This is a genomic window from Pseudoalteromonas sp. CO109Y (genome assembly GCF_004208935.1).
Lineage (GTDB): Bacteria > Pseudomonadota > Gammaproteobacteria > Enterobacterales > Alteromonadaceae > Pseudoalteromonas > Pseudoalteromonas shioyasakiensis.
Genome location: NZ_SGPD01000001.1, coordinates 1 through 25010, shown reverse-complemented (window position 1 = coordinate 25010; position 25010 = coordinate 1). Strand labels below are relative to the sequence as shown.

Annotated in this window: 27 protein-coding genes; 7 read left to right on the top strand and 20 right to left on the bottom strand. The window is 41.3% G+C overall.

Annotated elements, in window-relative coordinates:
- Positions 1-469 precede the first annotated feature (469 nt).
- Entirely contained in the window at positions 470-949 is a 480-nt protein-coding gene (locus EXT43_RS00135) for an RNA-binding protein (protein WP_054564068.1), read from the top strand.
- Here the strand turns inward: EXT43_RS00135 and murI are convergent.
- Both murI and EXT43_RS00125 read right to left on the bottom strand, forming a co-directional pair.
- Entirely contained in the window at positions 912-1706 is a 795-nt protein-coding gene (murI, locus tag EXT43_RS00130; protein ID WP_062564363.1) for a glutamate racemase, read from the bottom strand. The genes EXT43_RS00135 and murI overlap by 38 nt on opposite strands.
- A gap of 66 nt (positions 1707-1772) precedes the next feature.
- Positions 1773-2891 (bottom strand): DUF5610 domain-containing protein, encoded by a 1119-nt coding sequence (locus EXT43_RS00125; protein ID WP_054554859.1) that lies wholly within the window; start codon positions 2889-2891, stop codon positions 1773-1775.
- 164 nt (positions 2892-3055) lie between these two features.
- Between EXT43_RS00125 and trmA the strand changes: the two genes are divergently transcribed.
- On the top strand, positions 3056-4153 hold the full coding sequence (gene trmA / locus EXT43_RS00120) for a tRNA (uridine(54)-C5)-methyltransferase TrmA (RefSeq protein ID WP_062564364.1): 1098 nt from the start codon (positions 3056-3058) through the stop codon (positions 4151-4153).
- Positions 4154-4155: 2 nt separating this feature from the next.
- Here trmA and EXT43_RS00115 read toward each other — a convergent pair whose 3' ends face one another.
- The 5 genes from EXT43_RS00115 to ccoG form a co-directional block, all read right to left on the bottom strand.
- Positions 4156-4608 carry a DUF523 domain-containing protein gene (locus EXT43_RS00115; RefSeq protein WP_062564365.1) on the bottom strand — a complete coding sequence of 151 codons (453 nt, stop codon included), beginning with the start codon at positions 4606-4608 and terminating at the stop codon, positions 4156-4158.
- A 61-nt stretch (positions 4609-4669) separates the two neighbouring features.
- Positions 4670-5308, bottom strand: coding sequence for a thiol:disulfide interchange protein DsbA/DsbL (locus EXT43_RS00110; RefSeq protein WP_054554856.1), 639 nt, complete (start codon positions 5306-5308; stop codon positions 4670-4672).
- A gap of 17 nt (positions 5309-5325) precedes the next feature.
- A complete protein-coding gene (locus tag EXT43_RS00105) occupies positions 5326-5949 on the bottom strand; it encodes a thiol:disulfide interchange protein DsbA/DsbL (protein ID WP_054564065.1) in 624 nt (207 codons plus the stop codon).
- A 30-nt stretch (positions 5950-5979) separates the two neighbouring features.
- Positions 5980-6954: a serine/threonine protein kinase gene (locus tag EXT43_RS00100; protein ID WP_054564064.1), complete on the bottom strand. Its 975-nt coding sequence runs from the start codon at positions 6952-6954 to the stop codon at positions 5980-5982.
- A gap of 65 nt (positions 6955-7019) precedes the next feature.
- Entirely contained in the window at positions 7020-8450 is a 1431-nt protein-coding gene (gene ccoG, locus EXT43_RS00095; RefSeq protein WP_062564366.1) for a cytochrome c oxidase accessory protein CcoG, read from the bottom strand.
- A gap of 277 nt (positions 8451-8727) precedes the next feature.
- Between ccoG and EXT43_RS00090 the strand changes: the two genes are divergently transcribed.
- On the top strand, positions 8728-9087 hold the full coding sequence (locus EXT43_RS00090) for a hypothetical protein (RefSeq protein WP_054564062.1): 360 nt from the start codon (positions 8728-8730) through the stop codon (positions 9085-9087).
- Complete coding sequence (locus EXT43_RS00085) at positions 9087-9290, top strand: hypothetical protein (RefSeq protein ID WP_062564367.1); 204 nt, start codon at positions 9087-9089, stop codon at positions 9288-9290. The genes EXT43_RS00090 and EXT43_RS00085 overlap by 1 nt, the downstream gene beginning before the upstream one ends.
- Here EXT43_RS00085 and EXT43_RS00080 read toward each other — a convergent pair.
- The 13 genes from EXT43_RS00080 to gspC form a co-directional block, all read right to left on the bottom strand.
- On the bottom strand, positions 9287-9901 hold the full coding sequence (locus EXT43_RS00080) for a YecA family protein (RefSeq protein WP_054564060.1): 615 nt from the start codon (positions 9899-9901) through the stop codon (positions 9287-9289). The two genes, EXT43_RS00085 and EXT43_RS00080, sit on opposite strands and share 4 nt — an antisense overlap.
- Positions 9902-9920: 19 nt before the next feature.
- Positions 9921-10679 carry a type II secretion system protein N gene (locus EXT43_RS00075; RefSeq protein WP_062564368.1) on the bottom strand — a complete coding sequence of 253 codons (759 nt, stop codon included), beginning with the start codon at positions 10677-10679 and terminating at the stop codon, positions 9921-9923.
- Between the two features lie 3 nt (positions 10680-10682).
- Complete coding sequence (locus tag EXT43_RS00070) at positions 10683-11156, bottom strand: type II secretion system protein M (RefSeq protein WP_062564369.1); 474 nt, start codon at positions 11154-11156, stop codon at positions 10683-10685.
- Complete coding sequence (gspL, locus tag EXT43_RS00065; protein ID WP_055022237.1) at positions 11153-12364, bottom strand: type II secretion system protein GspL; 1212 nt, start codon at positions 12362-12364, stop codon at positions 11153-11155. The genes EXT43_RS00070 and gspL overlap by 4 nt, the downstream gene beginning before the upstream one ends.
- Positions 12361-13356, bottom strand: coding sequence for a type II secretion system minor pseudopilin GspK (gene gspK, locus EXT43_RS00060; protein WP_062564370.1), 996 nt, complete (start codon positions 13354-13356; stop codon positions 12361-12363). Before gspK ends, gspL begins: the two co-directional genes overlap by 4 nt.
- Before the next feature lie 2 nt (positions 13357-13358).
- Positions 13359-14006, bottom strand: coding sequence for a type II secretion system minor pseudopilin GspJ (gene gspJ, locus EXT43_RS00055; protein WP_062564371.1), 648 nt, complete (start codon positions 14004-14006; stop codon positions 13359-13361).
- Positions 14006-14380 (bottom strand): type II secretion system minor pseudopilin GspI, encoded by a 375-nt coding sequence (gene gspI / locus EXT43_RS00050; protein ID WP_054564054.1) that lies wholly within the window; start codon positions 14378-14380, stop codon positions 14006-14008. Before gspI ends, gspJ begins: the two co-directional genes overlap by 1 nt.
- Complete coding sequence (locus EXT43_RS00045; protein WP_130166118.1) at positions 14380-14979, bottom strand: prepilin-type N-terminal cleavage/methylation domain-containing protein; 600 nt, start codon at positions 14977-14979, stop codon at positions 14380-14382. The genes gspI and EXT43_RS00045 overlap by 1 nt, the downstream gene beginning before the upstream one ends.
- A gap of 55 nt (positions 14980-15034) precedes the next feature.
- Complete coding sequence (gene gspG / locus EXT43_RS00040) at positions 15035-15454, bottom strand: type II secretion system major pseudopilin GspG (protein WP_054554843.1); 420 nt, start codon at positions 15452-15454, stop codon at positions 15035-15037.
- Between the two features lie 78 nt (positions 15455-15532).
- Positions 15533-16768, bottom strand: a complete 1236-nt coding sequence (gene gspF, locus EXT43_RS00035) for a type II secretion system inner membrane protein GspF (protein WP_062564372.1) — start codon at positions 16766-16768, stop codon at positions 15533-15535.
- A 2-nt stretch (positions 16769-16770) separates the two neighbouring features.
- Positions 16771-18336, bottom strand: coding sequence for a type II secretion system ATPase GspE (gspE, locus tag EXT43_RS00030; RefSeq protein ID WP_130166117.1), 1566 nt, complete (start codon positions 18334-18336; stop codon positions 16771-16773).
- Entirely contained in the window at positions 18329-20392 is a 2064-nt protein-coding gene (gene gspD / locus EXT43_RS00025) for a type II secretion system secretin GspD (protein ID WP_054564049.1), read from the bottom strand. The genes gspE and gspD overlap by 8 nt, the downstream gene beginning before the upstream one ends.
- Positions 20393-20414: 22 nt before the next feature.
- Positions 20415-21356 (bottom strand): type II secretion system protein GspC, encoded by a 942-nt coding sequence (gene gspC, locus EXT43_RS00020; RefSeq protein ID WP_054564048.1) that lies wholly within the window; start codon positions 21354-21356, stop codon positions 20415-20417.
- Between the two features lie 209 nt (positions 21357-21565).
- Between gspC and hslR the strand changes: the two genes are divergently transcribed.
- From hslR to EXT43_RS00005, 3 genes are all read left to right on the top strand, one after another.
- Positions 21566-21985: a ribosome-associated heat shock protein Hsp15 gene (hslR, locus tag EXT43_RS00015; RefSeq protein WP_054564047.1), complete on the top strand. Its 420-nt coding sequence runs from the start codon at positions 21566-21568 to the stop codon at positions 21983-21985.
- 12 nt (positions 21986-21997) lie between these two features.
- Positions 21998-22843, top strand: a complete 846-nt coding sequence (hslO, locus tag EXT43_RS00010) for an Hsp33 family molecular chaperone HslO (RefSeq protein WP_058584593.1) — start codon at positions 21998-22000, stop codon at positions 22841-22843.
- Between the two features lie 277 nt (positions 22844-23120).
- Entirely contained in the window at positions 23121-24659 is a 1539-nt protein-coding gene (locus EXT43_RS00005) for a phosphoenolpyruvate carboxykinase (protein WP_055199452.1), read from the top strand.
- The last annotated feature ends 351 nt before the right edge of the window (positions 24660-25010 follow it).

The window sequence follows — 25010 nt, the reverse complement described above, 5'->3', positions numbered from 1 at the left end:
AAACTAAGCTTCGCTGTTAGAACTCAATCTGTACGAGTGCCCACACAGATGATTGCTTTATATTGTTAAAGAACGTTGCGACTTTGTCGCTAGGGATGCGTATGATACATCCTTAATTTTTCGAGTCAACACTTAATTTCAAACTTTCTTTCGATTATTTGAAACCGAAGTTTCACTTAACTCTGTGTCACTTTGCTCAGCGTCTTTCGTTGCTGCCCGCCGTGTCAGTGGGGTCGCATTATAGGGAGATCCAAAAACAGATCAACACTTTTTTTCGATCTTTTTACTGTTCGCTCAAAAAGCGAACTAAATTTACCGAAAACAGCAAAAACGGTCGCTATTATGGCTGTTTTTTAAGCCAATATTCATAATTTAATGCAAATTTCATTGCTATGTTCATTTAACTCGTTAAGATAGCAAGTTCACAATGTTAAATTAATGTTTATTTCTTGTTTATTGGTAGATCAAAATGAAATTACCCGATCAAAAATCTTTTCTTTTCTCCGTTATTCTTGCTGTTTTAGGTTTTGTGGTTGTTAAGTTCGCACTTGCAAGCTTAGCTTTAGACCCAGCATTGCTATTTGGTGCAGGCTTATTAATTGGTGCTTTAGTTATTGCAGCACTTTCATCAGCGTCAAGTGAGGAGGCCGAAGTAAAAACAAAAACACTTTATGTTGGCAACCTACCTTATCGTGCTAATGAAGGTGTTGTTCGTGCTTTATTCGAAGAACAAGGCAAAGTTTTCAATGTACGTTTATTAAAAGATAAAAATACAGGTAAACGTCGTGGCTTTGGTTTTGTTGAAATGGCTGAAGCTGATGCAGATAAAGCAATCAATCAATTAAATGATAGCGAATTCCAACAACGTACTTTAAAAGTGCGTGAAGCAAAACAAAAACAAGAGAACGAAGCTAACAGCTTTCGTGAGGGATCTGATCAGTCAGCGTAATAAGCTCAACGCTTAATTGCGAATGACCAATAGGAGCCGTTGCATAATAGTGCAGCGGCTTTTTTTTATCTGTAGTAAGAGTAAAGCCTCGTAGAGCAATTAAACTTTCAACGCGCTTAGCAATCGCTTTGCCTGAGTCAATAAGGAAGATCTGTTGTTTATAGTAGTCACTAATCGCGCTGGCTAGTAATGGAAAGTGTGTACAGCCAAGTACCAATACATCTATATCTTCTGCTATCGCTAAATCACTCAATACATTCTCAAGCTTTGCTTTATTGATTTTCTGCGTATGAAATAGTGTTTCTGCAATTTCTACCAGCTCAGTTGAGCCATATAAGCTGACTTGTGTGTCTTGGCTATGAGTACTAATTAAGTTTGCAGTATAGCGACTCTTGATGGTTGATGGTGTTGCCAGTAAACCAATATGTTTGCTGTTACTTATAGCGCAAGCGGGTTTTATCGCAGGTACTACCCCGACAACTTCTATATTTGTGTGCTGGCGAATAGTTTCTAAGGCAGAGGTAGAGGCGGTATTACACGCAATAACTAGGATATCAACGTGTAAGTTTGCTGTTTCGATAAACTGTAGTAGCGCAAAAAGGCGGGCTATGATCGTTTGCTGACTTTGCTCGCCATAAGGCAATAAAGCATTGTCCATAAAATAACTATAATCAGCATCTGGGATCAATGCTTGGATCTGTTCAAGTACAGTTGTTCCACCTATACCAGAATCAAACACCATTATATGAACTGACAAACTGCTTACCTCGGATCATCAAAGGTCAGCAGTTTGCCATGCAGCTTGATAAAAAGAAAGAAAGGGCTAAGCCTCTTCTTCTGTTGCCGAGCGAAGCTTATTCATTTGCTCAAACATTGCTTTGGTATAATCCACCAGCTTACTGACTTCTTCTTTATCTTGGTTTAACCATTGTAAGATGCCAGCCAGTTCATTTTGCAAACCAATGTCACCCGCTTTATTAAACGCCTGTTTCAAGTCGTCATTAAATGGCGCTATTTTCTCAGCAACTTCTTTTTCGGGAGCAGGTTTATATTCTTCATACCCTTTGATAGCTGCTACTGTTTTGGTTTGTTTCAAATCCATGGTAAAGCCAACGAGTTGCTCGTTACCTAAGTTAAGCTCTTTAGCTTGTTCAAAGGCATCTTCTAATGAACCAGAGAAGAATGTTTCGCTAACACTCTGCAAGTCTTCCATCAATTCATTGATAGCTTGCTGCTCTTGCTCATTTAAATCACCATTGACCGACATCGAGAATGATAAATCACGTGATTGCGAAGACTCACTGACAAAGGCTTCGTTGTCGCCATTTTTGCTATAACTGCTTGCAGACTTACTTTCGTATGCATCAGCAAAGCTAATACTGACTTCATCACCTTCAGCGGTGGTGAAAGTGTACTCTGCGTTATTACTTAAACTGATGTATTGAGCTTGGCTTACTGAAACCGCATTAGGCTTAGGATTGAACAAGTCTTCTTCTAATTCATCAATACCTTTAAAAATACCTTCTTTAGACTTTTCGATACCCTCTTCGATGTCATCGTTAAGAATACCTGACTCTTTAAGCTCATCATACGCATCGTCGATGCCCATTTGCACACCTTTACGTGCATCACCTAGCATGCCTTTGAGTTTTTCATCATCAGCACCATCGGCTTTTGCTTTACGAAGTGCGCCGCCAACAAAGTCGAGTACGTTTTTCACGATCTCTTCAAAGTCGAACAAGGGTTTATCTTTTTTCTCTTCGGCTTTAGGTAAACCTAGTGCTTCAGCAAGTTTATCATCAAGAACTTTTGCCGCGAGCTCTCTGCCGCGTTGCTGATAACTATCTTGACGATTTTGAATGGTAGGCTGCTGCAGTGCCTGTTTACCATTGTATTTATTCACATTTGTATTAGGCATATAGCCTAGGTTGCCAATTTTCATGATCCGACTCCATGTTATGGTTAACTCATTATCGGCCAAAAACCACAAAACTTAAGTTTTTTGTATAAAAAAACGACACTAAAATAAATAACAAAACTAGACAAATCCTCAGCGCTCCCTACAATAGCGCCGTTATAAAGCTAAGAGATAAAAGGTAATCAGCCATGGCGGTTATAAAAATTGATACAACTCAATACGATGCACAATTGAGTGAGAAAGAGCAGCGCATCACCTCACAGTTTCGACGTTTTGGGGTCGAAAAATTAGAAGTGTTCGGCTCTGATCCTATTCATTACCGCCAACGTGCAGAGTTTCGTGTTTGGCATGAAGGTGAAGACCTGTTTCACATCATGTTTGATCAACAAACCAAAGAAAAGATCCGCGTAGATGAGTTTGACCCTGCCGCACCTTTAGTGGGTGAAGTGATGCAAGCGATGATCGAAAACTTAAAAGACAATGAAGTTCTGCGCCGTAAGCTGTTTCAAATCGATTACCTTTCAAGCTTAAGTGGCGAGATCCTTGTTAGCTTGTTGTATCACAAACAACTAGATGAGCAGTGGCTACAAGCAATTAAAGAGCTTAAAGCAAAACTGAGCACACTGTTTAAGATTGATTTTATTGGCCGTGCTCGTAAGCAAAAAGAAGTGATTGGTAATGACTATGTTATCGAGCGTTTAAACGTTAACGGTAAAGAGCTTATTTATCAACAAGTCGAAAATAGCTTTACGCAACCGAATGCGAAAGTAAACATCAAGATGCTAGAGTGGGCACAAGCCCTTTGCCAACCACTCAATAATGACTTACTGGAGTTATATTGTGGGAATGGTAACTTTTCGATTGCTCTTGCAGGTTCATTCGACCGTGTATTAGCCACTGAAATTTCAAAATCATCAGTTTACTCTGCGCAATACAATATCGCACAAAACAAGGTTGAGAACTTAGATATCATTCGTATGTCGAGTGAAGAGTTCACCCAAGCAATGAAAGGCGAACGTACTTTCTCTCGTTTAGATGGCATAGACCTGAAAAGCTATAACTGCCAAACAATCTTAGTAGATCCACCACGTGCAGGCATGGACACACTAACTTGTGACCTAGTTGCGAACTACGACAATATTATTTATATCTCGTGTAACCCAGATACCTTAGAGCGTGACCTTGATCACTTATGCAAAACCCATGAAGTAAAACGTTTTGCGATTTTTGACCAATTCCCTTACACCCACCACATCGAATCAGGTGTGTTTTTACAACGTAAATAAAATCAATCTGCCAGCGCAGCAAATAGCGCTGGCAACTGCTGCTCACTGAAGACTTCTATATTGTTGTCTTTTAACAGTTTTGCAGTTAACCCCATCCCTGAAATTTTCTTTCCTGAATGACTACCATCGTAAATAGTATTGCGACCACATGAAGGGCTTGATTCTTTTAACAGCGCATAGCGAATGCCCTGCTTTTTGCAAAGCTTAAGTGCTTGTTCTGCGCCATAAGCAAACTGTACTGTGACATCTTGTGCATCTTTGGTAAGTACTCTACCCGCTTTGATTTCTGCAGGCGGCCTTGGTGTAGGTAAGCCACCAGCTACTTCAGGGCAGAATGCAACGAGCCTTCCTTGCTGTTTAAGAGTTTCTAAACCAGGATGGAGTAAGTTTTGCGATTGCCCGTCATAACGAACAGGATTTCCTAACAAACAGCTTGAAACTAATAGTTTTTGCATTTGCTTTACCAACAAAAAAGCTCCGCGAACGGAGCTTTCTATTAAATTCAACTAACTAAGCTTATTTATCAGCTAGGTAGTTAATTAAGTCTGCCATGCTCTTCGCATCGCTAATACCTGAATCCGCACCTAGGATTACACGGTATTTACCATTAACAATAAAAGTTGGAACGCCTTTTAAAGCACCTTTTTGTTGGTAATATTCTTGATCGCGTTTCATCTTAGATGCCATAGTACGTACAGAGAAGCTATTGTAGTACTTATCAAAATCTTCAGCCGACACACCTTGTGAAACAAAGATGTCTTTCATATCTGCAAGTTCGTTAATACGAGCACGCTTACCGTGAATATGATTAAACACAGCGGCTACTAACGCGTCTTTCTGTGGTAACACATTAGCCGTCGCATAACCTTGCGCTAAGATAGTCTGAATTTCTGGGTCACGAGGACCTGAAAAATCAACATGACTCTTTTTGAATTTAACGCCATCTTTAAGAAGTGTTTTAAGCTCTTTCACTACTGGCTCGAAGTTATTACAGTGTGGGCAGTAGAATGAGAAGAACTCTTTTACTTCAGGCTTTTTAGAAGCGCGTGCATCAATCGTTTCATAATGCTTACCTTCTTCATATTGAGCAGCTGAGGCATTTGCCGCTAAACCTAGCGTGGCAGCCATTAATACAGCTTTTACTAACTTGATCATTACTTCTTACTCCAAAATTATTGTTTTAATAAAAATTCGACTAACTCATCAAGCATCTGCTGGCTCTTGATGGTGTTTAAATTGATTTTATATTTATCATTGACGATAAAAGTTGGTACACCAGTAAGGGCGCCCATATCTGAATATTTTTGCTGCTTATCTTGCATCGCTTTTTCAGCACTAATCACTGGCATGCTTGCAATTTCAGCGTCAAACACATCGTTGCTAATACCATTGGTCGCAAGTAATGCTTTCACGTCTTTTATATCTTTTAGTAAAGCGCGCTGTCTGTGGATGCTATTAAAGATTTGATCAGCAACTTGCTCACCTTTGCCATGTTGCTTAGCAATTAAGTAGGCATAGCTTAAGTTACTTTGCGTTTGCTTAGATACACCACCTAAAAAGTTAACATGGCTTTTTACAAATTCAGTCCCTTCAGGAAGACTTGCCGTTAATGCTTTTGCGACCGGTTCAAACTGAAAACAGTGTGGACAATAAAACGAAAAGAACTCGGTTACTTGAGGTGTTGCACTTTTCTCAACTTTTAATACTTCGTATTGATTGCCTGCTTCAAAATCAGCAGCAAGGGCCGCAAAAGGTAAACATAAAATGAGTAGACTTAACTTTAATTTTTTAAACATTGTTTTCTCGTCTTTCTTAACTTTAAAAATTTATGGTAATAATTTTAATGGTGCTTCCTGTAGCGCTGCAAGCTGTTCTTTTAGCGCTAGTATTTGCTGCTCCCAGTATTTGTCTTCAGCAAACCATGAAAAGTTCCGTGGGAACGCAGGATCATCCCACCTTTTTGCCAACCACCCCATGTAATGCACCATTCGCATTGCTCTAAGTGGTTCAATCAACTTTAATTGGCTGTGATCAAAGTCGCAAAATTCTTCATAAGCAGCCACTAAGGTGTCTAACTGTAACAGTTGGTTGTTACGATCGCCACTGAGCATCATCCAAAGATCTTGAATTGCAGGCCCTTGTCGGCTGTCATCTAAATCAACAAACATTAACGCGTCACCAGACCACAATATATTACCGGCATGGCAATCGCCGTGCAGGCGGATGGTTTCAACATTTTTATACTGCTCTGTGGTTTCTTTAATCACCAAATCTAAAATAGTATAAAAGGCGTTCTCTAATGCCATTGGCACCAAATTACTTGCTTGTAACTGAACTTTAGCTGTCTGAAGGTATTCTTCGCAGCTGATTACAGGCCTATGTTCAAATGGCTTTGCCTTAGCTACTTGGTGCATTCGCCCAATTAAGCGGCCAAGTACATCGAGTTGATCTAAATTATCAACTTCAAAAATGCGCCCGCCCACACTTGGGAATAACGTAAATAAATAACCATTATGCTCAAATAAGCTTTGCCCTTCGATAATTACAGGCGCAACAACCGGCACTTCAGCCTCGGCAAGCTCAAATGCAAACGCATGCTCTTCTAAGATTTGCGCCTTACTCCAGCGCTCTGGGCGGTAAAACTTAACAACATAACGATGGCCATCTTCTGCTTTAAATTGATAAACACGGTTCTCGTAGCTATTTAATGCCAGCAGCCCTGATTCAGCATAAACACCGATACTTTCAACTGCATCTAAAATTGAATCGGGTGTAAGGTCAACAAAACTAAATTTACTCATAATGTCTCATCATATAAAAAAAGCGGGAAAATCCCGCTTTTTATTCATTCGCTCAGTGTACTTAATTATCGCGCCTTAAAGAAGTTACTCGGCTGCGAAATCTGCACATCAGGCTCACCATCGACAGAAAGTACAAACTCAAACTTCGTCATGGGCTTTTTCAAATCATAAGGATCAACAACTAATGACAGTGGCACATTATAAGATTCACCAGAAGGTACTGTGAATGTTTGTTTGCCGATGTACTCAAAGTTATCGAGTCCTTCAACACGAATGTTAAAGGTTTGCTCATGTTGAGCTTTGTTAATTACTTTTAGTGTATAGGTGTTTTCGACTAAACCATTAAAGTCAACACGATATAGCTGATTACGGTCACGAATAATATCGAGTTCCATCGGTTTGCGCATCGCAATATTTGCTACTAGCGCCCCTGATAGCACGACTAAGATAACTAAATAGCCAATTAACTTAGGGCGCAGTGCATGTGTTTTGTTGTCTGGCGTTTCTAAGTTACGCTCTGTGGTGTAGGAAATTAGCCCGCGTGGGTAATTCATTTTATCCATCACCCCATCACACGCATCGATACATGCACCACAGTTAATACACTCGTATTGTAAGCCGTTACGAATATCGATCCCCGTTGGGCAGACCTGCACACATAAGTTACAGTCGATACAATCACCTAAGCCGAGCTCTTTTGGATCTTGCTTACGTGAACGAGGACCACGGCTTTCACCACGTGCTTCGTCATAGCTCACGGTAAAGGTATCTTTATCGAACATAGCTGACTGAAAGCGAGAATAAGGGCAAATGTGTAAGCACATAATCTCGCGCATCCAACCGGCATTACCATAGGTACACACAGCAAATACGGCTAGACAAATATACGAATACGCGGTTGCATCAAGGGTAAACAGATCAGGCAGTAGCTGACGGATTGGCGTAAAGTAACCTACAAAAGTAAATGCGGTATAAAGCGAGAATAACCACCAGCTGCCGTGTTTAGCACTTTTGCGCCAAAACTTATCAAAGTCCATTGGGCGTTGATCTAGCTTCTTACGCTGATTTGCACTACCTTCGAATTTTTCTTCAAACCAAATAAAAATGAAGGTCCAAACGGTTTGCGGGCATGTATAACCACACCAGACCCGACCATAAAAGGTCGTTACTAAGAACAACGCAAACGCTGCCAACATTAATATGAAGGCTAAGATAGTCAGATCTTGTGGCCAGAGCGTTAAACCAAAAATGTTAAACTTTTGCCCCACCAAATCAAACAACACAGCTTGTTGGCCGTTGAAGTTAATCCAAGGTAGTAGCATAAATGCAAGCATGCCGACAAAACCAATCCGTTGTCTCAACAGTTGGTGCAAACCTGTTACAGCTCGGACATAAATACGGTTACGTGGATTAAATCTATCATCGAGGGAAGCGTTTTCCGGTTTCTGGATTTTTACTTCCGTTGGGATATTTTTAACCTTAATCTGTTTATCCATTAAAATTCCTCAACGCCACTAGGAAATAATACTCAAACATATGTTTGCAGTAAGAGATTCTCTGTGCCAATAAGCAAATCAGAATACATCTCATTACGTTCAAAGATTTCTGAAACTTTAAATCTATAGAGCATTATACTCAATCTATAGAAAATTTCAGGGATTGATCGAAAATACGACGTTTTAATTATTTAAACTTATCTGCTTGCTTTTAAAACGACCATTTTATTAAACTTGCACATATACCGTATTTATTTAGATCAAAGATTATTGTGCTATGAAAAAATTTCTTATTTTAGTGCTTATTATTTTAGCACTTTTCACGATTGATCATCCTTTGATCAAAGAGCCAAGAGAAAGGTTACTAGGTGAAGGCGTAAGCCTTATTTCTGATGCCAGTAAAGTCAACCGAAGTCCTGCGGCAAATATGGCTAAGAATAATATTAAGTCACAGCTGAATTTATCTAATTCAGAGCTTGAGTATATTGAAGAGACATTTACCACTGACGATAAACTACAAGTTTTTCACTTACACTACTGCCGTGAAAAAGATATTAACTTATATTTTTATGGCGAACGCTTAAACCGCGTATGCAGTATTGTCTCGAACGCACTTGAAGAAAGGCTAAACAAGTAATGGACTTTTCAGCTTTAAACAAAAAAACCAGCGACTCGTTTGCCAAACAACGCAATATGCTAAAAAAGCTGGGCAAAGGGCAAACCTTATACTGTGAAGTATGTAAAGGCGCCCTTACCTTAGATTTGAAGACTGATCAGCCAGGTAAAGGCGTTGTAAGCTGTGCCAAAGGTTGCACAGACATCCTATTAGAGCTGGGTTAGTTCCAGCCCTCATCATTATATAGCTGGCTATTTACAGCAACGACTTCAATTAGCTCAGCAAAGCCAGCGGCGAATTCATTCATAACTTCATACTGCTGCTGGCATAGTTGCCCTTCAGATAAACCATTATCAGTTGCAAGGGCTGCAATTTCACTCGTTTCAAGGGTAAAAAAGCCTAAGCTTTGTAGTGCACTAGCCAACGCCTCTTTAAGCTCATCAGCTAACTGTGGCGCGCTTAATAGCTTGTTAACGTAACCTTGTGCACCATGCATAAAACCTTGGCTCCAATGCTGACATTCTTGAATGTCTAAGTATTGCTGCCCTTGAGAGCTCAGCTGTAGGCTCACAGGTAATGCAAAACCCGTTTCGAATACTTGTTCGCTGATCTGTTGATATAAAGCCATAAATGCAAACAGCACTTGCTCGTCCATTTTCCCATCAGAGCCAGGTGCAACCTCTTCTAACCACTGATGAACATCAAGCGGCTCAGGAGCACAGATCACCGCAAATAAGTAGCCTTGGGTTTGCGACAAGCTAAGCGCATCTTGATGCTGCGCTAAAAACTGACTTAAAAGCTCACTTTGCTGCTTTGAAAACTCAGGTAATTGCATACTGTTCGATTAATCCAATTTAAAAGTTAAGCGGATAACGGCCTTCGTTATCAGGACGACCAAGAAACTTAGCTGCATCATGCACTTCTTTTGGCAAGCTTGCTTCAGGTTTAATATAACCAGCTACTTTAAAGTCTAGATTCGCTTTTAATACTGCATCAGCTTCAAGCCCTAAACGGTTTTCTGGGTCAACAAGCACTGCTACATCACCGGATTTACAGCTTAAACGACCGCTCAGAGGACCAATGCTAAACCAGTTGTTCATTCCTTTAACATCAATGCTAGGGCTCGCAATTTCGCCGCTTAGGCTTTCACAGTATGGCTCGCCTGAGCTGTACTCGTCTAAATCAACTATTACGCGGCCTTGTGCACTAATCGGTAAAGGGAGTTGTAAACGCTCCATGGCACGTTCAACCGTCAAGCGTAAAGTAGTCTTTTTCACAGTGATGGCTTGGTTAAAGAGGCCATATGTAAAATCACCATGGCCTGAAATACCCGCTTTATCACGAGGATCACCAAAGCGTACCGTACCCACTAATTTACCTGTGAACAGTGACCAGCCCGATAACTGCCAACGCACATTATTTAATTGCTCACCATCAAAACGTACCTGCATAATGCGGCCGTCCAATAGCGAGCCACTGGCTTTACCTAATTGTAATTGCTTTGGTAAATGTGGCTTAGCTAAATCAAGTGCAACGGCAGCGGGTGTTTTTACCAGCGTAAACACCAAAAAACACATCACAAACACTGTGATTAATAAAATAACTCTTTTCATCGTTTACTTCTCTAGTACCAAACGACTTACACGCACAAAGCCTGATTTGTCATCTTTACTTAAATCTAAATTCTCAATTAGCACGCCATGTGAATTAACCAGTTCATCTAACCATTCAACAAGGTTATTAAACTCAACAGAATCAATGGTTAAACGAAGTGAATTGTCATTTGGCTGCATTTTGCTAATGATAATTTGATAACGATTGCGGGTGCTATTAACGATTTGGCTTAAGCTACGGCTGCTCGTATTACGCGCGTTACCACTCGCTTTAAGTTTAATAATACTTTCATCAACCCACGCTAGCAGCTCTTGCTGTTTTATTGTGTCTTGCTCTGCTTTTTCGATAGCTGCGTTAAGTGGACGAAAGACCCCCATAACCAACACAAAAATAACAAACACACCACCTGCAACCATTACAAGTTGCTGCTCTTGTTCTTTTAACGAGCGCCAATAATTGATTATTTGGTTTTTCATGCCGCACCTCGTAACTTAATTTCACCAACGACAAAATCACCATCATTATTTAGCGAGCCTTGATCTACGGTTAAGCCACGCTGCTCTAAAATTGCTTTTACTTTACTAAATGACTGGAAATCTTTGCCGCGCGCACGAATACGTAATTCGTTACGACCTTGATCATAGCGAAGCGTTTCTGGTGTGAAATCTTTTACTTCACTAAAAATAGCAACCAGATCGTTAGTCAAATCTAAGAAGCCAGCTGTACTGCCACTTTCTATCAATGCAAGTTCGCTGCGAATTTGGCTACGAATAAGCTGAGGACGCACTTTTTTATTTGGAAAAGCACGCTGATAATTAGCAACCACTTCAGCTTTTGCGGCTTCAAGCTGGTTATTTAACTTATAAAGCTCAAGCGACTTAACACCTACACTGCAAACTAATGCAACACCTGCTGCAATAGCTGCTTTTTGCCAATAGCCCCACCAAATTGCTGATTTCTTCTTAAGCTGATAAACACCTTGGCGAAGGTTGAATTTCACCTCAGGTAACTGCTTAGCAAATAAGGCTAAAGGTAAATCGTATTGCTGCGTTTGAGCACTAAGGTTAACCGTATCAGGAAAAGCCGTTGCAGGGCTAAAGTGTGCAACATCAGGGTTACCTAATGCTGTTAAATAGCCAGCAAGCCAACTTGTCTCTACAGCGGCAATATGCCAGTTACCCTGCTTACATAGCCACTGACCATTAAGCTCAATAGCGCGTAACTGAGTGTTGTCATCGACATCAGGTAACAATAAAGCATCCGGCAGTATTTTATATACTTCGATGCCATGCTCATTAAACTCAGCCAGCCATTGCTCAAACCATTCACGATCGGTCATCGCGATGTTAATCGCGTGCTTCTCATCAATAAGTGTTGGCTCTGCAATCGCTATGAATAAGTCATCAACATCACAGGCTATTTCTTCTTCTAGCATGTAAGGAAGTGCTTGCTCTAACTTGCGGCTCCACTTGGTTGGCAATGCGACCGTTTTTAGTTGTACTTGATCACTTGGTAGTAGTACAACCACTTCCCGTGATTGTGCTCTCTCTGTTAGCTCACCAAGTTGTGTTGCATTGGCAATTTCGCCGCTAGCAATTATTTCTTGTTCTGTTGGTGAGTAAATTAGCCAGTTAAGGCTGTCTTTTAATGTTTGACCCGTACGGATCAACAATATCTCTGTCACTGTACGCCTCCAAATTTTCGCGCCAGTATCGTTACTGTACCATTAGTGGCATGGAGTAAGGTGGTCATCGAAAAACGCAGTTCTGCAAATTCAGCCTGCGTTTGTAGTTTAAAATATTCACTGTTGATACTGAATAAGTCTTCAACGGCTTTCACATTTTGTGCGCCTTGTTGATTAACCTCTTCAAAAAATGCCTCTAAATCATCATAACCATCTTGAGGACGTGATGATAATACCGCTTCAGCGCCTGAAAGACTTAAGCCATCAATAAGCGAGCTTAATATAATGGCACTTTCTACAGGTAGTGTATTAACGTTGATTTCTAATAACTCACTACCTGGAATAACACACACAAATGGTAAAATTTTCTCCATAACGAGTGGGTTAAAGCCTTTTACTAAACGAAGTTCTGACGTCGAAGCAAAATAGCTATTTGCCGTCATATATGGGTATTGTCGAGATAAGTACTCATCTTCTTCTGCACCTGAACGATAGGTAATGCTATCAGCGTCTAACCAATCAAACACGCTATCGGCCATGGCTTCTTCAGACTCATCGGTTGGCAAGTCTTCAATATTTTCTAATAATGCCAACAATGCCTTATGTGCTGGGTTCGTTTTATTATTTGGATCCGTTTGTTGATCTGGCTTTACATGCAATGCATTTAAATTCAAACATGCTTGTAAGTCTGTAATTGTGCCACTTAAGGTACCATTATCAACCGGGTAAGGGACTCCACCCTGCTGTGCCCAGACTTGCTCTAAATGCGTTTTATCAGGATCATCTTTTTTAGTTTGTTTTAGTGCTTTAATTGCCAGCTCTTCAGCTGCAAAGGCATACCATTTAGCCTGTTGATGGTTTTGAATATTACTGCTGCGCTGCACTTGCACCATTAAATTAGCACTCATCTCAACGGCTAACATAGCTGCTAGCGCCACAATAAATAGCACAATAACAAGCGCAGCACCTTTAGAACGTTTAATAGTAGTCATAGCTAACCACCCGTTCCGTTATTATTACCATTATTTGCTTGGGCAGTGACTTTGCCTTCACCTGGCACTAAAAACACTCGACGAATGGGTTCCTGTTCTATTTTTTGAATAGTGACTGCCACCGCTTTTGGCAGTGCTTTAATTTGCCACTGTTCTTGCCATTCGTCTTTATCATCTAAAAATTCAAATTTAAGGTCTTCAATGTCTTCTAAAATGACTTGTGAACGCGGTTCCATGTTATCTAGTTGATCAACATACACCCGATACACTCGCTCAAGCTTGTCATCGATAACGCGGTAACCAACCGCTTGCAGTTCAGAGCGCGGCAGTAGATTAATTGGGTTGACCCAACCATCACGAACAAAGCCAATGCCATCGTATTGGCTATCAAGAACATAACGACCAGCTAACACATACGTTTCTTGAAAATCACCGGCTTCGTTTCGAACCTGACGCTTAGTCATTTGACTAAAATCTTGGTCCATCAAACGAAATAAGGTTTGAAAGCCATTTAACTCAGCAATTGTCTCGTCTGAGGCTTCTTTTGCTTTGGTTGTCGAATCCAGTATTTGATGGGTCGATAACACCACAAAGGCTAAGATGCCCATGGCGACAATCACTTCAAGTAAGGTAAAACCGCGTTGCTTCACTACTTATCACCTTTATTCAAATAAGTAGAAAGCTCATAAACTGGGTATTCAAGCTTTTCATCGGCAAACACGTTAATGGTGACCTTTACAAAGGTTTTATCAGCAGTAGGAACCACGTCCTGACGCCAATACCATTCAAAACCAGCGAGCGTTTCAGTACCTTTAACGCCATTTTTGCCTGTCCATTTATCGCCTTTGGCGCGTTGCTCAACCATTACATTCTCAGCAACCCAAGAAGCATAAGTTTGTTCTTCAATCGACGAAAGATGATTAATATGCTCACCAGTTGCCTGCATTGCGGCAATACCGGCCATTGCACAAATAGCCAGTGCAACCATCACTTCAAGTAAGGTAAAACCTGCTGACTTATTCATTATTCAGGCTCCATACGAAACTTTACCGGGGCCAGAAATTCGCCTTCGATAAAATATTGCGGTTCACGCTCTTCTTTAAGCTCGTAAACCAATTGAAACGCACTGACTTCGCCAGAAGATAAAATAAGTACCTGCGGTATTTTGAGCTTTTGTAGCTCAAGTAGGCTGTCTTCGTCACCACCGCTCATTAATTCACGCCAGTTTGACTGCTCTAATAAGTTATCTTGTGCCCAGGCTAAATCATCAAGGTTAAGAGTGAGCTTAAAGCGTTCATCAACCTTAATTGGGGCAAACAATTTTTCACGGTCAAACGTAACCCACTTATCACCGTCAAAAACTAAAAATTCAAATGTATCTTGGTCAAGATGAAAACCCAGCTCAACCTGATTTAAAATCGCAAACTCAGACGCCATATTAATCGTAGTATGTAATCTGAGCGCTTGTTTTTCGAGTTCTTCTTCAGCACCACCATCAAAACTGTAGGCAACCATTTTGGTGACAAAACCAATCACCACGAGCACCATTAATATTTCGATGAGGCTAAACCCTTTCGCGTGCTTAGCACGGCCAGCCAAACGCAAACGACCAAGGCTTACCATAATAGTAAGCCTTGATGTGTATAAGCTTTGTTCAGTTGGCTGAATTTAGGCATTATTACTTTTCTTCATCCCAGTTACCGATGTCATCATCAGTACCAGCTTCACCATCAGGACCCATTGAAAAGATATCAATTTTACCGATTTCTCCTGGGCTGATTAGTTGGTAAGGGTTACCCCATGGATCTTCTGGTAATTTCTCAAGGAAACCACCATCAGGAAAACGCTTTGGAATTGGCTCAATGCTTGTTTTATTTACTAGCGCTTCTAAGCCTTGCTCTGTGGTTGGATACGCTTTGTTTTTAAGCTTGTATAGACTTAACGCATCTTCAATTTGTTGAATATCTAAGTGTGCTTTATCGATTGCAGCTTCTTCTTGCTGACCCATGATATTTGGCGCCACAATTGACATGATCATACCGATGATAACCAGTACTACCATGACTTCTAGTAATGAGAAACCTGACTGTTTGTTCACAAAAATACCTCTAACTTTCTTCAAAAATTTATTATAGAGCGGCAGTGTTAGCTGCTAATTGCTCTAGTGTTCCCTAATTTAAAGACCTACAGCCTTATTCATTGCCATAATCGGCTGTAGTATTGCCATAACAATAAACAATACAATTACCGCCATTGAAGCAATCATCGCGGGCTCTAATAGTTTCAGAGACACGTTTACCATGCTCTCAAACTCACGATCTTGGTTATTTGCAGCACGCTCAAGCATTTGCTCAAGTTCACCTGATTTTTCACCACTGGCTATCATGTGTAGCATCATAGGTGGGAAAAGTTTGGTTTGCTGAAGTGAAGCACGAAGACTCGCCCCTTCACTCACACGTGTTGCAGCATCTTGCACTGACTTTTTCATTTTTTCGTTAACCAGTACACCACCTGAAATACGCATCCCTTCAAGTAGCGGCACTGAGCTTGACGATAAAATACTTAAAGTTCGAGCAAAACGCGCCGTATTAACACCGCGTGCTACCTTACCAATACCCGGTAAATAAAGCACTTTTTCGTCATACCAGTAACGAATATGCGGCTGCTTAAGCGCTTGCTTAATAGCCACTGCTAACACGGTTATAATGACTAAACTTATAAACCAGTAATTTTGTACAAAATTACTCGCAGCCATTACCCATTCGGTGGTCCAGGGTAATACTTGTTTTGATTTTTCGAAGGTCTTCAAGATTTTTGGTACCACAGTACCTAACAATACAGAGACAATGGCAATAGCAAATACCACAAGTATGGTTGGATAAACCATCGCCTGTGTGATTTGACTACGCATATGCTGACGTTGTTCCGTGTAATCAGCTAAACGATTTAAAACTTGGTCAAGGTGACCTGATTTTTCACCGGCTGCCACCATGGCGCGATACAAATCATCAAATACATGCGGAAACTCACTCATGCCATCTGCTAAGGTATAACCTTCAACAACCTTTGAGCGCACGGCCATTAGCATGCGCTTTAAACGCGGCTTTTCACACTGCTCAGCCACCGCCATGACAGCCCCTTCAACAGGTAATGCTGACTGGATTAAAGTTGCGAGCTGGCGAGTGATTAATGCTAAATCTGAAGTCGAAATTTTTGGTTTAAAGAAGCTACCAAATAGAGAGCCCTTTGCCCCAGTCGCTTGCTTTTCACCTTCTGCAGCAGCAACGACTTCTAAAGGCATTAAACCTTGATCGCGCAAGGTTTGGCGGATTTGCTTTACCGTATCAGCTTCAAGAATGCCTTTTTTCTCTTTACCTCTGCCATCGAGGGCTCGGTATTCAAATGCTGCCATAATTAACCTTCCTCACGTGTTACACGCAGGACTTCTTCTAAGGTAGTGCGACCTGCAAGTACGCGATTACAGCCATCTTGGCGAATACTTGGGCTATGTTTGCGAATGTATTTTTCAACACTTTGTTCGCCTTTACCGCTGTGGATCATTTCGCGAATTGTTTCATCAACAACCAGCAATTCATGAATACCAGTACGACCGCGATAACCATTAAAGTTACACTCTTCACAACCAACTGCACGATAAATTGTTGGCGGCTCAGCAGGATTAACACCTAATAACTGGCACTCACGCTCATCAGCAATGTGACCTTCTTTACAGCTATTGCATAAAGTACGTACAAGACGTTGTGACAATACACCGAGTAACGATGATGACAGTAAGAAAGGCTCCACGCCCATGTCTTCCATACGCGTGATAGCACCAGCAGCTGTATTAGTATGCAGTGTCGACATAACCAAGTGACCGGTTAATGACGCTTGCACACCAATTTGTGCCGTTTCAAGGTCACGGATTTCACCCACCATTACGACGTCAGGGTCTTGACGAAGGATGGCACGTAAGCCTCGGGCAAAGGTCATATCTACCTTGGTATTAACCTGAGTTTGACCAATACCTGGGATCTCGTACTCGATTGGATCTTCAACAGTAAGAATATTGCGGTCTCGTGAGTTGATTTGGCTCATCCCCGCATACAAGGTGGTACTTTTACCAGAACCCGTAGGGCCAGTTACTAAGATAATACCGTGCGGCTTACTGATTAAATCAGCAAACAATTCACGGTTACGCTCAGTCATACCTAAATCTTCAAGGTTCAGACGCGCGTTGTTTTTATCAAGTAGACGCAATACAACACGCTCACCAAAGCTTGATGGCATTGTCGATACACGCACATCAACAGCACGACCAGCAATACGTAAACTAATACGACCATCTTGCGGAATACGTTTTTCAGCAATATCTAGCTTTGCCATAACCTTAATACGCGACACCAGCAGTGAAGCGAGTTTACGGTTCGGCTTTAACACTTCTTTTAATACACCATCAACCCTAAAGCGAATTACCAGCTCTTGCTCAAAGGTTTCGATATGAATATCTGAAGCACCTTCTTTGATTGCTTCGCTGAGCATTGCGTTGATCAGTTTGATGATTGGCGCATCGTCATCACCAGCAAGAAGATCTTCAGTTTGTGGTAATTCATCTGCAAGCGAGAATAAATCAACCTCGTTACCGATATCTTCCATCATTTGCTGTGTTTCAGAGCTATCACGCTGATAAGAAGCCTCAAGCAACAGCTCAAATTTGTCATCAGGTAATTGTTCTAGCGAAAAACCATGACCCGCAATACGGCGTACTTCAAGTAAAGCATCAACATCTAACTCACCGCGGTAATACACAGTCCAGTTATCCTGATCTTTACTCAATAATACGCCTGTACGACGCGAGTACGAGAATGGCAAACGCTTGGTTGGCAAGCTAACAAGATCATCACTTGTTAGCAGCTCATCATGACTTGCCGGCGCTTCTGACGCTAACTCATCATTGATTTCTGTAATTGCATTAGTCATCGTTGCGCTCATTCGCGTTTTGTTGTTTTAGGTACTCTTCGTACGTTGGCGGTAATATCAAAGCATCATTCCATTCAGGAAGAATTGGTGCATCCGTCAACGGCATTAAATCAATACCATCTTCTTTTTGTTTGTGTTGTTCGCCACGAATAAAGTTATATTTCGAGTGGCTCAATTTATTCATGCTGATGCCATCGCGTACAATGGTAGGACGAATAAATACAATCAGGTTACGCTTGCGCTTACTCGTGCTGGTTGAGCGGAATAAATGACCAAGTACTGGAATATCACCTAATAATGGTACTTTAGAAACACTTTCTTGCACGTCTTCATCAATCAAGCCGCCAAGTACAACCATGCCGCCATCATCAGCCATAACCGTAGTTTTAATAGCACGTTTGTTTACTGAAATATCAACCGCAGTCGCACCACTTACACTTGAAACCTCTTGTTCAATCGTTAATTGAACTGCTGAGCCATCATTGATTTGTGGTGTTACTTTCAGTTTCACACCCACTTCTTGACGTTCAACTGTTTGGAATGGGTTAGCGTTATTTGAGCCTGTTTGCGAACCTGTGATAATAGGTACTTCTTGACCAACAATCATTGATGCTTCTTCGTTATCCATGGTCGTTACAGACGGCGTAGCAAGAATATTAGAGTTAGTGTCCGTTGAAACAGCTTGGATAATTGCACCCCAGTCATTTTTAACAATACCCATTGCTAGACCATTAATACCACCAAGTAGTGAAGCAAGTGCTGTTAAGTCACCTTCTTGTGTTTCAGAGGTACTTGTCACAGTGCCAGTTTCAGTACCGACTACCGTGCCTTCAATCGTTTTATCACGAGCTTGTTCAGCAGCAACAGCTAACGAACCAACAGGTACTGTGGTGCCATTGTTGAACTGCATCATGCCGCCTTGCTCTGAAATCCACTGTAAGCCTAAGTTGATACCATCGGCTTCTAACACCTCAACGATAATAGCTTCAACTAAAACCTGAGCACGACGAACATCAAGACGCTCAATAACTTGCTCAAGCGAACGCATGGTGTCAGGCTGTGCAGTGATTACGAGTGAGTTTGAATCTGGGTGTGCTTCAATGCTTGTTTCGTTTTGATTACGTGAGCGAGTTTTTGTTGCACCGCCTTGCGCGTCTTCTGCTAATGTCTTGCTTACGCCCTGCAATACTTTTACAAGGTCTTCTGCTTTGGCGTAATTAAGATAGATAACCTTAGTATTACCTTGGTTTTCTAGCTCACCATCTAAACGGCTAATCAATTCAACAGCACGTGTACGCGCTTGTGCTTCACCACTGACAATCACACTGTTAGTACGACCATCAGCAACAACTTTAGGGATTAAAAACTCAGGAACACTCCCTTTGCCACCATCTTTGTAAATATTCTCAACAACCGACACTACATCGTCAGCGGTAGCAAATTTAAGTTTTACGATATCAACGCGCTTATCACCGGCTTGGTCAACCGAACGAATGATTTCAACTAAACGGTTAACTGACGCGGCATGACCGGTCAACATCATCACGTTTGCTGCATTGAAGTTAGCAACGTGGCCGCCATCTTTTTGATCACTAAATTGACGAACTAGAGGGCCAAGCTCTTGTACGCTTACATTTTTAACACGTACAACACGTGTCACCATCATATCGCCACTGGCTTGGTTATCTTCAGTGATCAGCGGTACGTTCGACTTTTTAGCGTCAGAACTTTTTTCAATTTTGATAATACCGTTATCCATCTCTACAGCTGAATAACCATAAACCTCAAGTACATTTAAAAAGAACTGGTAATAAAGCTTCTCGTCCATTAGCTCGTAACTGCGCACATTGACTTTGCCGCGCACATTCGGGTCAATAATGACGGTTTTATTTAGGTTTTTACCAACGATATTAATAAATTCATTAATATCAGTGCCTTTAAAATTAGCCGCATACTCAACAGCAGATACTGAAAGCGATAATCCTGTTAATAAAAAAAGCGCTGCATATTTAGCTAACCCTTTTTTGATTTTTGTGAGGTGTAGCGCGTGAACCATTCTATAAAAACTCCAAAGCTAGTTATTGCAGGCTAAATTGCACATCAATTTGCTCACCATCGCGTTCGATAGTGATACTTGCGTCAGTACTATTTCGTAATTCGTTTATTGCTGACATTGCCTGTTTCAAATCATTTAATTGATAGCCATTAATCGCAATAGCTAAATCATTATTCATTAGTCCCATCTGCTTGAATAGAGCAGGATCTTTACCTGGGCTTAAGCGATAACCCACTAACTCGCCATCAACCATCGCTTGAGAGACGCGAATGTAGTCAAATAGTTTACCGGGATCGTCTAATACTTCTTCACGCGTTTCGATAAGCGCTTCTTTTACATCTTCATCTTCAGTCGCATTTATTTCATTATTTTCGACAAGCTGAGGGCCTGCGGTTAATTCTGACTCTTTGCGCTCCGCCAATACAGGCATAGAGACTTTTTTAGTAAAGTCGAGGCCATCCAGCATTAAGGTTTCAAAGCGGCCGCTTACATCTAAAATTACTCGGTCAGGTAATACTTGAGCAAGCTTGGCACGAGTGCCTTTAATTGCATCATCGACAACATAGGTTTCTTGCTTGCCTTGAGATTCAATAATAGCAAGACCCGCTTGATCATTTTGGCTGACCGCAACAATACCAGTTAGGTTAATACTTAGACGTGTTTCAGGGGCGTTGTTAATGACTTGATTTTGTTTCGCGGCAGGTTTCTTAGTTTCGACAACAACTTTGCCGAATAGATTTTGTTCAATAATTTGGCGAGAGCTGACTGTCTCAACTCGTTTAGCCATGCTGTTAACACCGGTTACTGGCAGTGCTCTTGTATCGGGTTCTGGCCACACAAGCCAAAACAGCTTAGATGACAAAAAAGCAATGTAAACAACAACTAACAGCACTACAAATGCACTTAGCTTGGCATGAGGTAAGCCGTTTAAAAACTGTTTAACTTGTTGTAAGTGTTGATCCATAAACTCTATTTCTTATTTTAATTTACTGCTTGATAGCTGGCCTATAGTACCTTTTCATTTTTCATTCAACAAGCGCACGTATATTAAACTTTGTAAACAAGGTAATTTCGACAAACAGGGGCTGCAAGGAATAACTATGACTATTTCTTTGTGATTAAGTTTCATGGTAAATTTTGCCTATATATAAGCAGCTTTAAAAGAGCACAATTGTGTCAAAAGGTAACACTCAAAAGTCGCAAGACAAACAAGACGAATTAAGCGTGCGCCTTGATAAATGGTTATGGGCTGCCCGCTTTTATAAAACCCGCTCAATAGCACGAGACATGGTGCAAGGCGGCAAAGTACATTATAATGGACAACGTACCAAGCCCAGCAAAATTGTCGAAGTAGGTGCAGTGGTAAAACTGCTACAAGGGGTCGACGAAAAGGTTGTGACAATCGAAAAGATCCTTGAAAAACGTCAAGGTGCCCCCATTGCACAAACCTTATATCAAGAAACTCAAGCTAGTATTGAGAAACGCGAAGCAAATGCTATCGCCCGAAAGAACAACAGCTTCTTTGCTCCACATCCTGATCGTAAACCAGATAAGAAGCAAAGACGTGAACTGTTAAAAATGAAATCAAGTTAGGTAATGCAACTCATGCAACAAGATTTACTTCATCGTTATATATTTGATCAGCTCGATGTACGTGGCGAACTCGTACAAATTGAAAACACTTATCAAGAGATGATCGCAAACCATAATTACCCAGCACCTGTGCAAACCTTATTAGGTGAACTACTTGTTGCTACCTGCTTATTAACAGCTACTTTAAAGTTTGAAGGCGAAATTGCCGTTCAACTACAAGGCGACGGCCCTGTTAAATATGCGGTAATTAATGGTGACGATAAACAAAACATGCGAGGCATCGCACGTCTACAAGGTGAAGTAACCGGTAGCTCAATAAAAGACTTAATTGGTAATGGCTATATGGTTATTACAATTACGCCAACTAAAGGTGAGCGATACCAAGGTATTGTACCGTTAGAGCACGATAGCTTAGATAAATGCCTTGAAAACTATTTTGAGCAATCGGAACAGTTAAAAACACGTCTTTGGTTTGCGACTGAAGTAACAGCAGACACAGCCAAAGCTGCTGGCTTATTCTTGCAAGTATTACCTGTAAATAAAGACAAGTCAGTTGAAGACTTCACTCATCTTGAAGCGATCAGTAACACGATTAAAGATGAAGAGTTACTAGGTTTAGATGCCAATACTGTTCTGACTCGACTTTACCATGAAGATAATCCTCAGTTATTCGAACCACAGTCTATTAGCTTCCGTTGTGGCTGTAGCAGAGACAAAACAATTGCTGCATTAGTAAATGTAGGTCAAGACGAATTACTTGCCGACGTGCAAGCAAATGGTGAAGTAAAAATTAGCTGTCATTATTGCTTAAAAGATTACATCTTTAACGAGCAAGATATTAAAGCCATATTTAATTAATACACCATAATAAATATTATTATATTAAAAGCCGCCATCAGTGCGGCTTTTTTATTAAAAAAAATATCAAAACTAATGATACCGGTGTCATGAAAAAGCGCCATTTTATGACACCGGTATCATTGAAATTATTCATGTTTTTTGCCAAATATATGCCTTTTTAAGCCCTTCAGACACTCGAATATCCCTAATCCTTCTGTTACTATTATTTTAGCAAAAGGGAAAACTAAGAACCCCAGAGCTATCCCGTTCAATCTCTCACAATTTAGGTATAAACATGACTGCAAACGCTACTAGTTTTGTTGATCTTACAGCAGCTGAACTTGTCGAACACGCTATTCGTCGTGGCGAAGGGACTCTAGCCGCTAATGGTGCTTTTGTTGCTAAAACCGGTGTACGCACTGGCCGCTCTCCAAAAGATCGTTTTATTGTTCAAGAGCCAAGCACTGAAAACGAAATCCAATGGGGCAACGTAAACCGCCCATTCGATGCAGACAAGTTTGATGCGTTATGGGCCCGTGTAGAAGAACACGTGAAAAGCAACGACCACTTCATCTCTCACCTAGAAGTTGGCGCTGATCCTGAGCACTATTTACCAGTTGTAGTTACAACAGAAACTGCATGGCATCATATTTTTGCCAAAAACATGTTTATCGAACCTCAAACATACAATACTGCTGACTTCCCTGAGTGGCAGGTAATGAATGTACCTTCATTTGTATGTGACCCAGAGCGTGATGGCACTAACAGTGACGGCACTGTAATCATTAACTTCGCACAACGTAAAGTACTACTAGCTGGTATGCGCTACGCAGGCGAAATGAAGAAATCAATGTTCTCTGTACAAAACTTCCTACTTCCTGCAAAAGGTGTATTACCAATGCACTGCTCTGCAAACGTAGGTGAAGCAGGCGATACTGCGTTATTCTTCGGTCTATCTGGTACAGGTAAAACAACATTATCTGCAGATCCTACTCGTTTCCTTATTGGTGATGACGAGCACGGTTGGGCACCTGGTAGCGTATTTAATATCGAAGGTGGTTGTTACGCTAAATGTATCGACCTTTCACAAAAGAACGAACCAGTTATTTGGAATGCAATTCGCTTCGGTACAATCTTAGAAAACGTGGTACTTGACGAAAATCGTGTACCAGATTTCCATGATACAAGCCTGACACAAAATAGCCGCGCAGCTTACCCGCTTGAGCACGTTGAAAAACGTAAAGTAGAAAACCGTGCTGGCGAGCCAAAAGCCGTTGTGTTCTTAACATGTGACGTAAGTGGTGTATTACCACCAGTTTCAGTACTAACTGAAGAAGCTGCTGCATACCACTTCTTAAGTGGTTACACTGCGAAAGTAGGTTCAACTGAAATCGGTTCAACAAGCGACATCGAGTCTACGTTCTCAACATGTTTCGGTGCTCCGTTCTTCCCACGTCCTGCTGGCGTTTACGCAGAGCTTCTAATGAAGCGTGTACGTGAATTCGGCGCAAAAGTATACCTAGTTAACACAGGCTGGACAGGCGGCCCTTACGGTACTGGTCAACGTTTCGATATCCCAACGACACGTGCTGTAGTTGATGCCATTGTATCTGGTAAACTAGCTGACGTAGAAACTCAACACATCGACGTTCTAAACCTAGATGTACCAGTTGCAGTTCCAGGTGTAGACAGCCAACTTCTTAACCCAATCAACACATGGGAAGATAAAGAGAAGTACGCAGAATACGCAAACAAGCTAGCTTCTGACTTCACTGAAAACTTCGCTAAATACGATGTTTCAGAAGCAATCAAATCAGCAGGTCCAAAAGCTTAATATCAAGCTTACCCTCAGATTAAAAAACGCCAGCTATATGCTGGCGTTTTTGTTTTTGGGGGATGAGTTAATGAGTTACGAGTTGCGAGAGTAAAGTTAGCGAGGGGAAAGTTTGAAGGTCTGGCGTAGGTTGGGTAGAGCGGAGCGAAACCCAACACAGGGCTATCAGCTTTCAGCCGTCAGCGATCAGCCGCGCGGTGTGGGTGTTTGGTGCTGCGTCTTCCTATGCAATTAGGCTCTAGGCTCTAGGCTCTAGGCTCTAGGCTCTAGGCTCTAGGCTCTAGGCTCTAGGCTCTAGGCTCTAGGCTCTAGGCAAAGTTTACTTGTAGGAATGGCTTTAGCCATGAATAT

Bases quoted from the DNA above. Each gene is read 5' to 3' on its own strand.
- EXT43_RS00085 (WP_062564367.1), top strand. From the start codon at position 9,087: ATGGACTTTTCAGCTTTAAACAAAAAAACCAGCGACTCGTTTGCCAAA.
- EXT43_RS00070 (WP_062564369.1), bottom strand. From the start codon at position 11,156: ATGAAAAACCAAATAATCAATTATTGGCGCTCGTTAAAAGAACAAGAG.
- trmA (WP_062564364.1), top strand. From the start codon at position 3,056: ATGGCGGTTATAAAAATTGATACAACTCAATACGATGCACAATTGAGT.
- EXT43_RS00075 (WP_062564368.1), bottom strand. From the start codon at position 10,679: ATGAAAAGAGTTATTTTATTAATCACAGTGTTTGTGATGTGTTTTTTG.
- EXT43_RS00105 (WP_054564065.1), bottom strand. From the start codon at position 5,949: ATGTTTAAAAAATTAAAGTTAAGTCTACTCATTTTATGTTTACCTTTT.
- EXT43_RS00080 (WP_054564060.1), bottom strand. From the start codon at position 9,901: ATGCAATTACCTGAGTTTTCAAAGCAGCAAAGTGAGCTTTTAAGTCAG.
- ccoG (WP_062564366.1), bottom strand. From the start codon at position 8,450: ATGGATAAACAGATTAAGGTTAAAAATATCCCAACGGAAGTAAAAATC.
- gspE (WP_130166117.1), bottom strand. From the start codon at position 18,336: ATGACTAATGCAATTACAGAAATCAATGATGAGTTAGCGTCAGAAGCG.
- EXT43_RS00135 (WP_054564068.1), top strand. From the start codon at position 470: ATGAAATTACCCGATCAAAAATCTTTTCTTTTCTCCGTTATTCTTGCT.
- gspD (WP_054564049.1), bottom strand. From the start codon at position 20,392: ATGGTTCACGCGCTACACCTCACAAAAATCAAAAAAGGGTTAGCTAAA.
- gspK (WP_062564370.1), bottom strand. From the start codon at position 13,356: ATGACTACTATTAAACGTTCTAAAGGTGCTGCGCTTGTTATTGTGCTA.
- EXT43_RS00100 (WP_054564064.1), bottom strand. From the start codon at position 6,954: ATGAGTAAATTTAGTTTTGTTGACCTTACACCCGATTCAATTTTAGAT.
- EXT43_RS00125 (WP_054554859.1), bottom strand. From the start codon at position 2,891: ATGAAAATTGGCAACCTAGGCTATATGCCTAATACAAATGTGAATAAA.
- EXT43_RS00110 (WP_054554856.1), bottom strand. From the start codon at position 5,308: ATGATCAAGTTAGTAAAAGCTGTATTAATGGCTGCCACGCTAGGTTTA.
- gspC (WP_054564048.1), bottom strand. From the start codon at position 21,356: ATGGATCAACACTTACAACAAGTTAAACAGTTTTTAAACGGCTTACCT.
- gspI (WP_054564054.1), bottom strand. From the start codon at position 14,380: ATGAATAAGTCAGCAGGTTTTACCTTACTTGAAGTGATGGTTGCACTG.
- EXT43_RS00090 (WP_054564062.1), top strand. From the start codon at position 8,728: ATGAAAAAATTTCTTATTTTAGTGCTTATTATTTTAGCACTTTTCACG.
- EXT43_RS00045 (WP_130166118.1), bottom strand. From the start codon at position 14,979: ATGGTAAGCCTTGGTCGTTTGCGTTTGGCTGGCCGTGCTAAGCACGCG.
- hslO (WP_058584593.1), top strand. From the start codon at position 21,998: ATGCAACAAGATTTACTTCATCGTTATATATTTGATCAGCTCGATGTA.
- EXT43_RS00005 (WP_055199452.1), top strand. From the start codon at position 23,121: ATGACTGCAAACGCTACTAGTTTTGTTGATCTTACAGCAGCTGAACTT.
- gspF (WP_062564372.1), bottom strand. From the start codon at position 16,768: ATGGCAGCATTTGAATACCGAGCCCTCGATGGCAGAGGTAAAGAGAAA.
- EXT43_RS00115 (WP_062564365.1), bottom strand. From the start codon at position 4,608: ATGCAAAAACTATTAGTTTCAAGCTGTTTGTTAGGAAATCCTGTTCGT.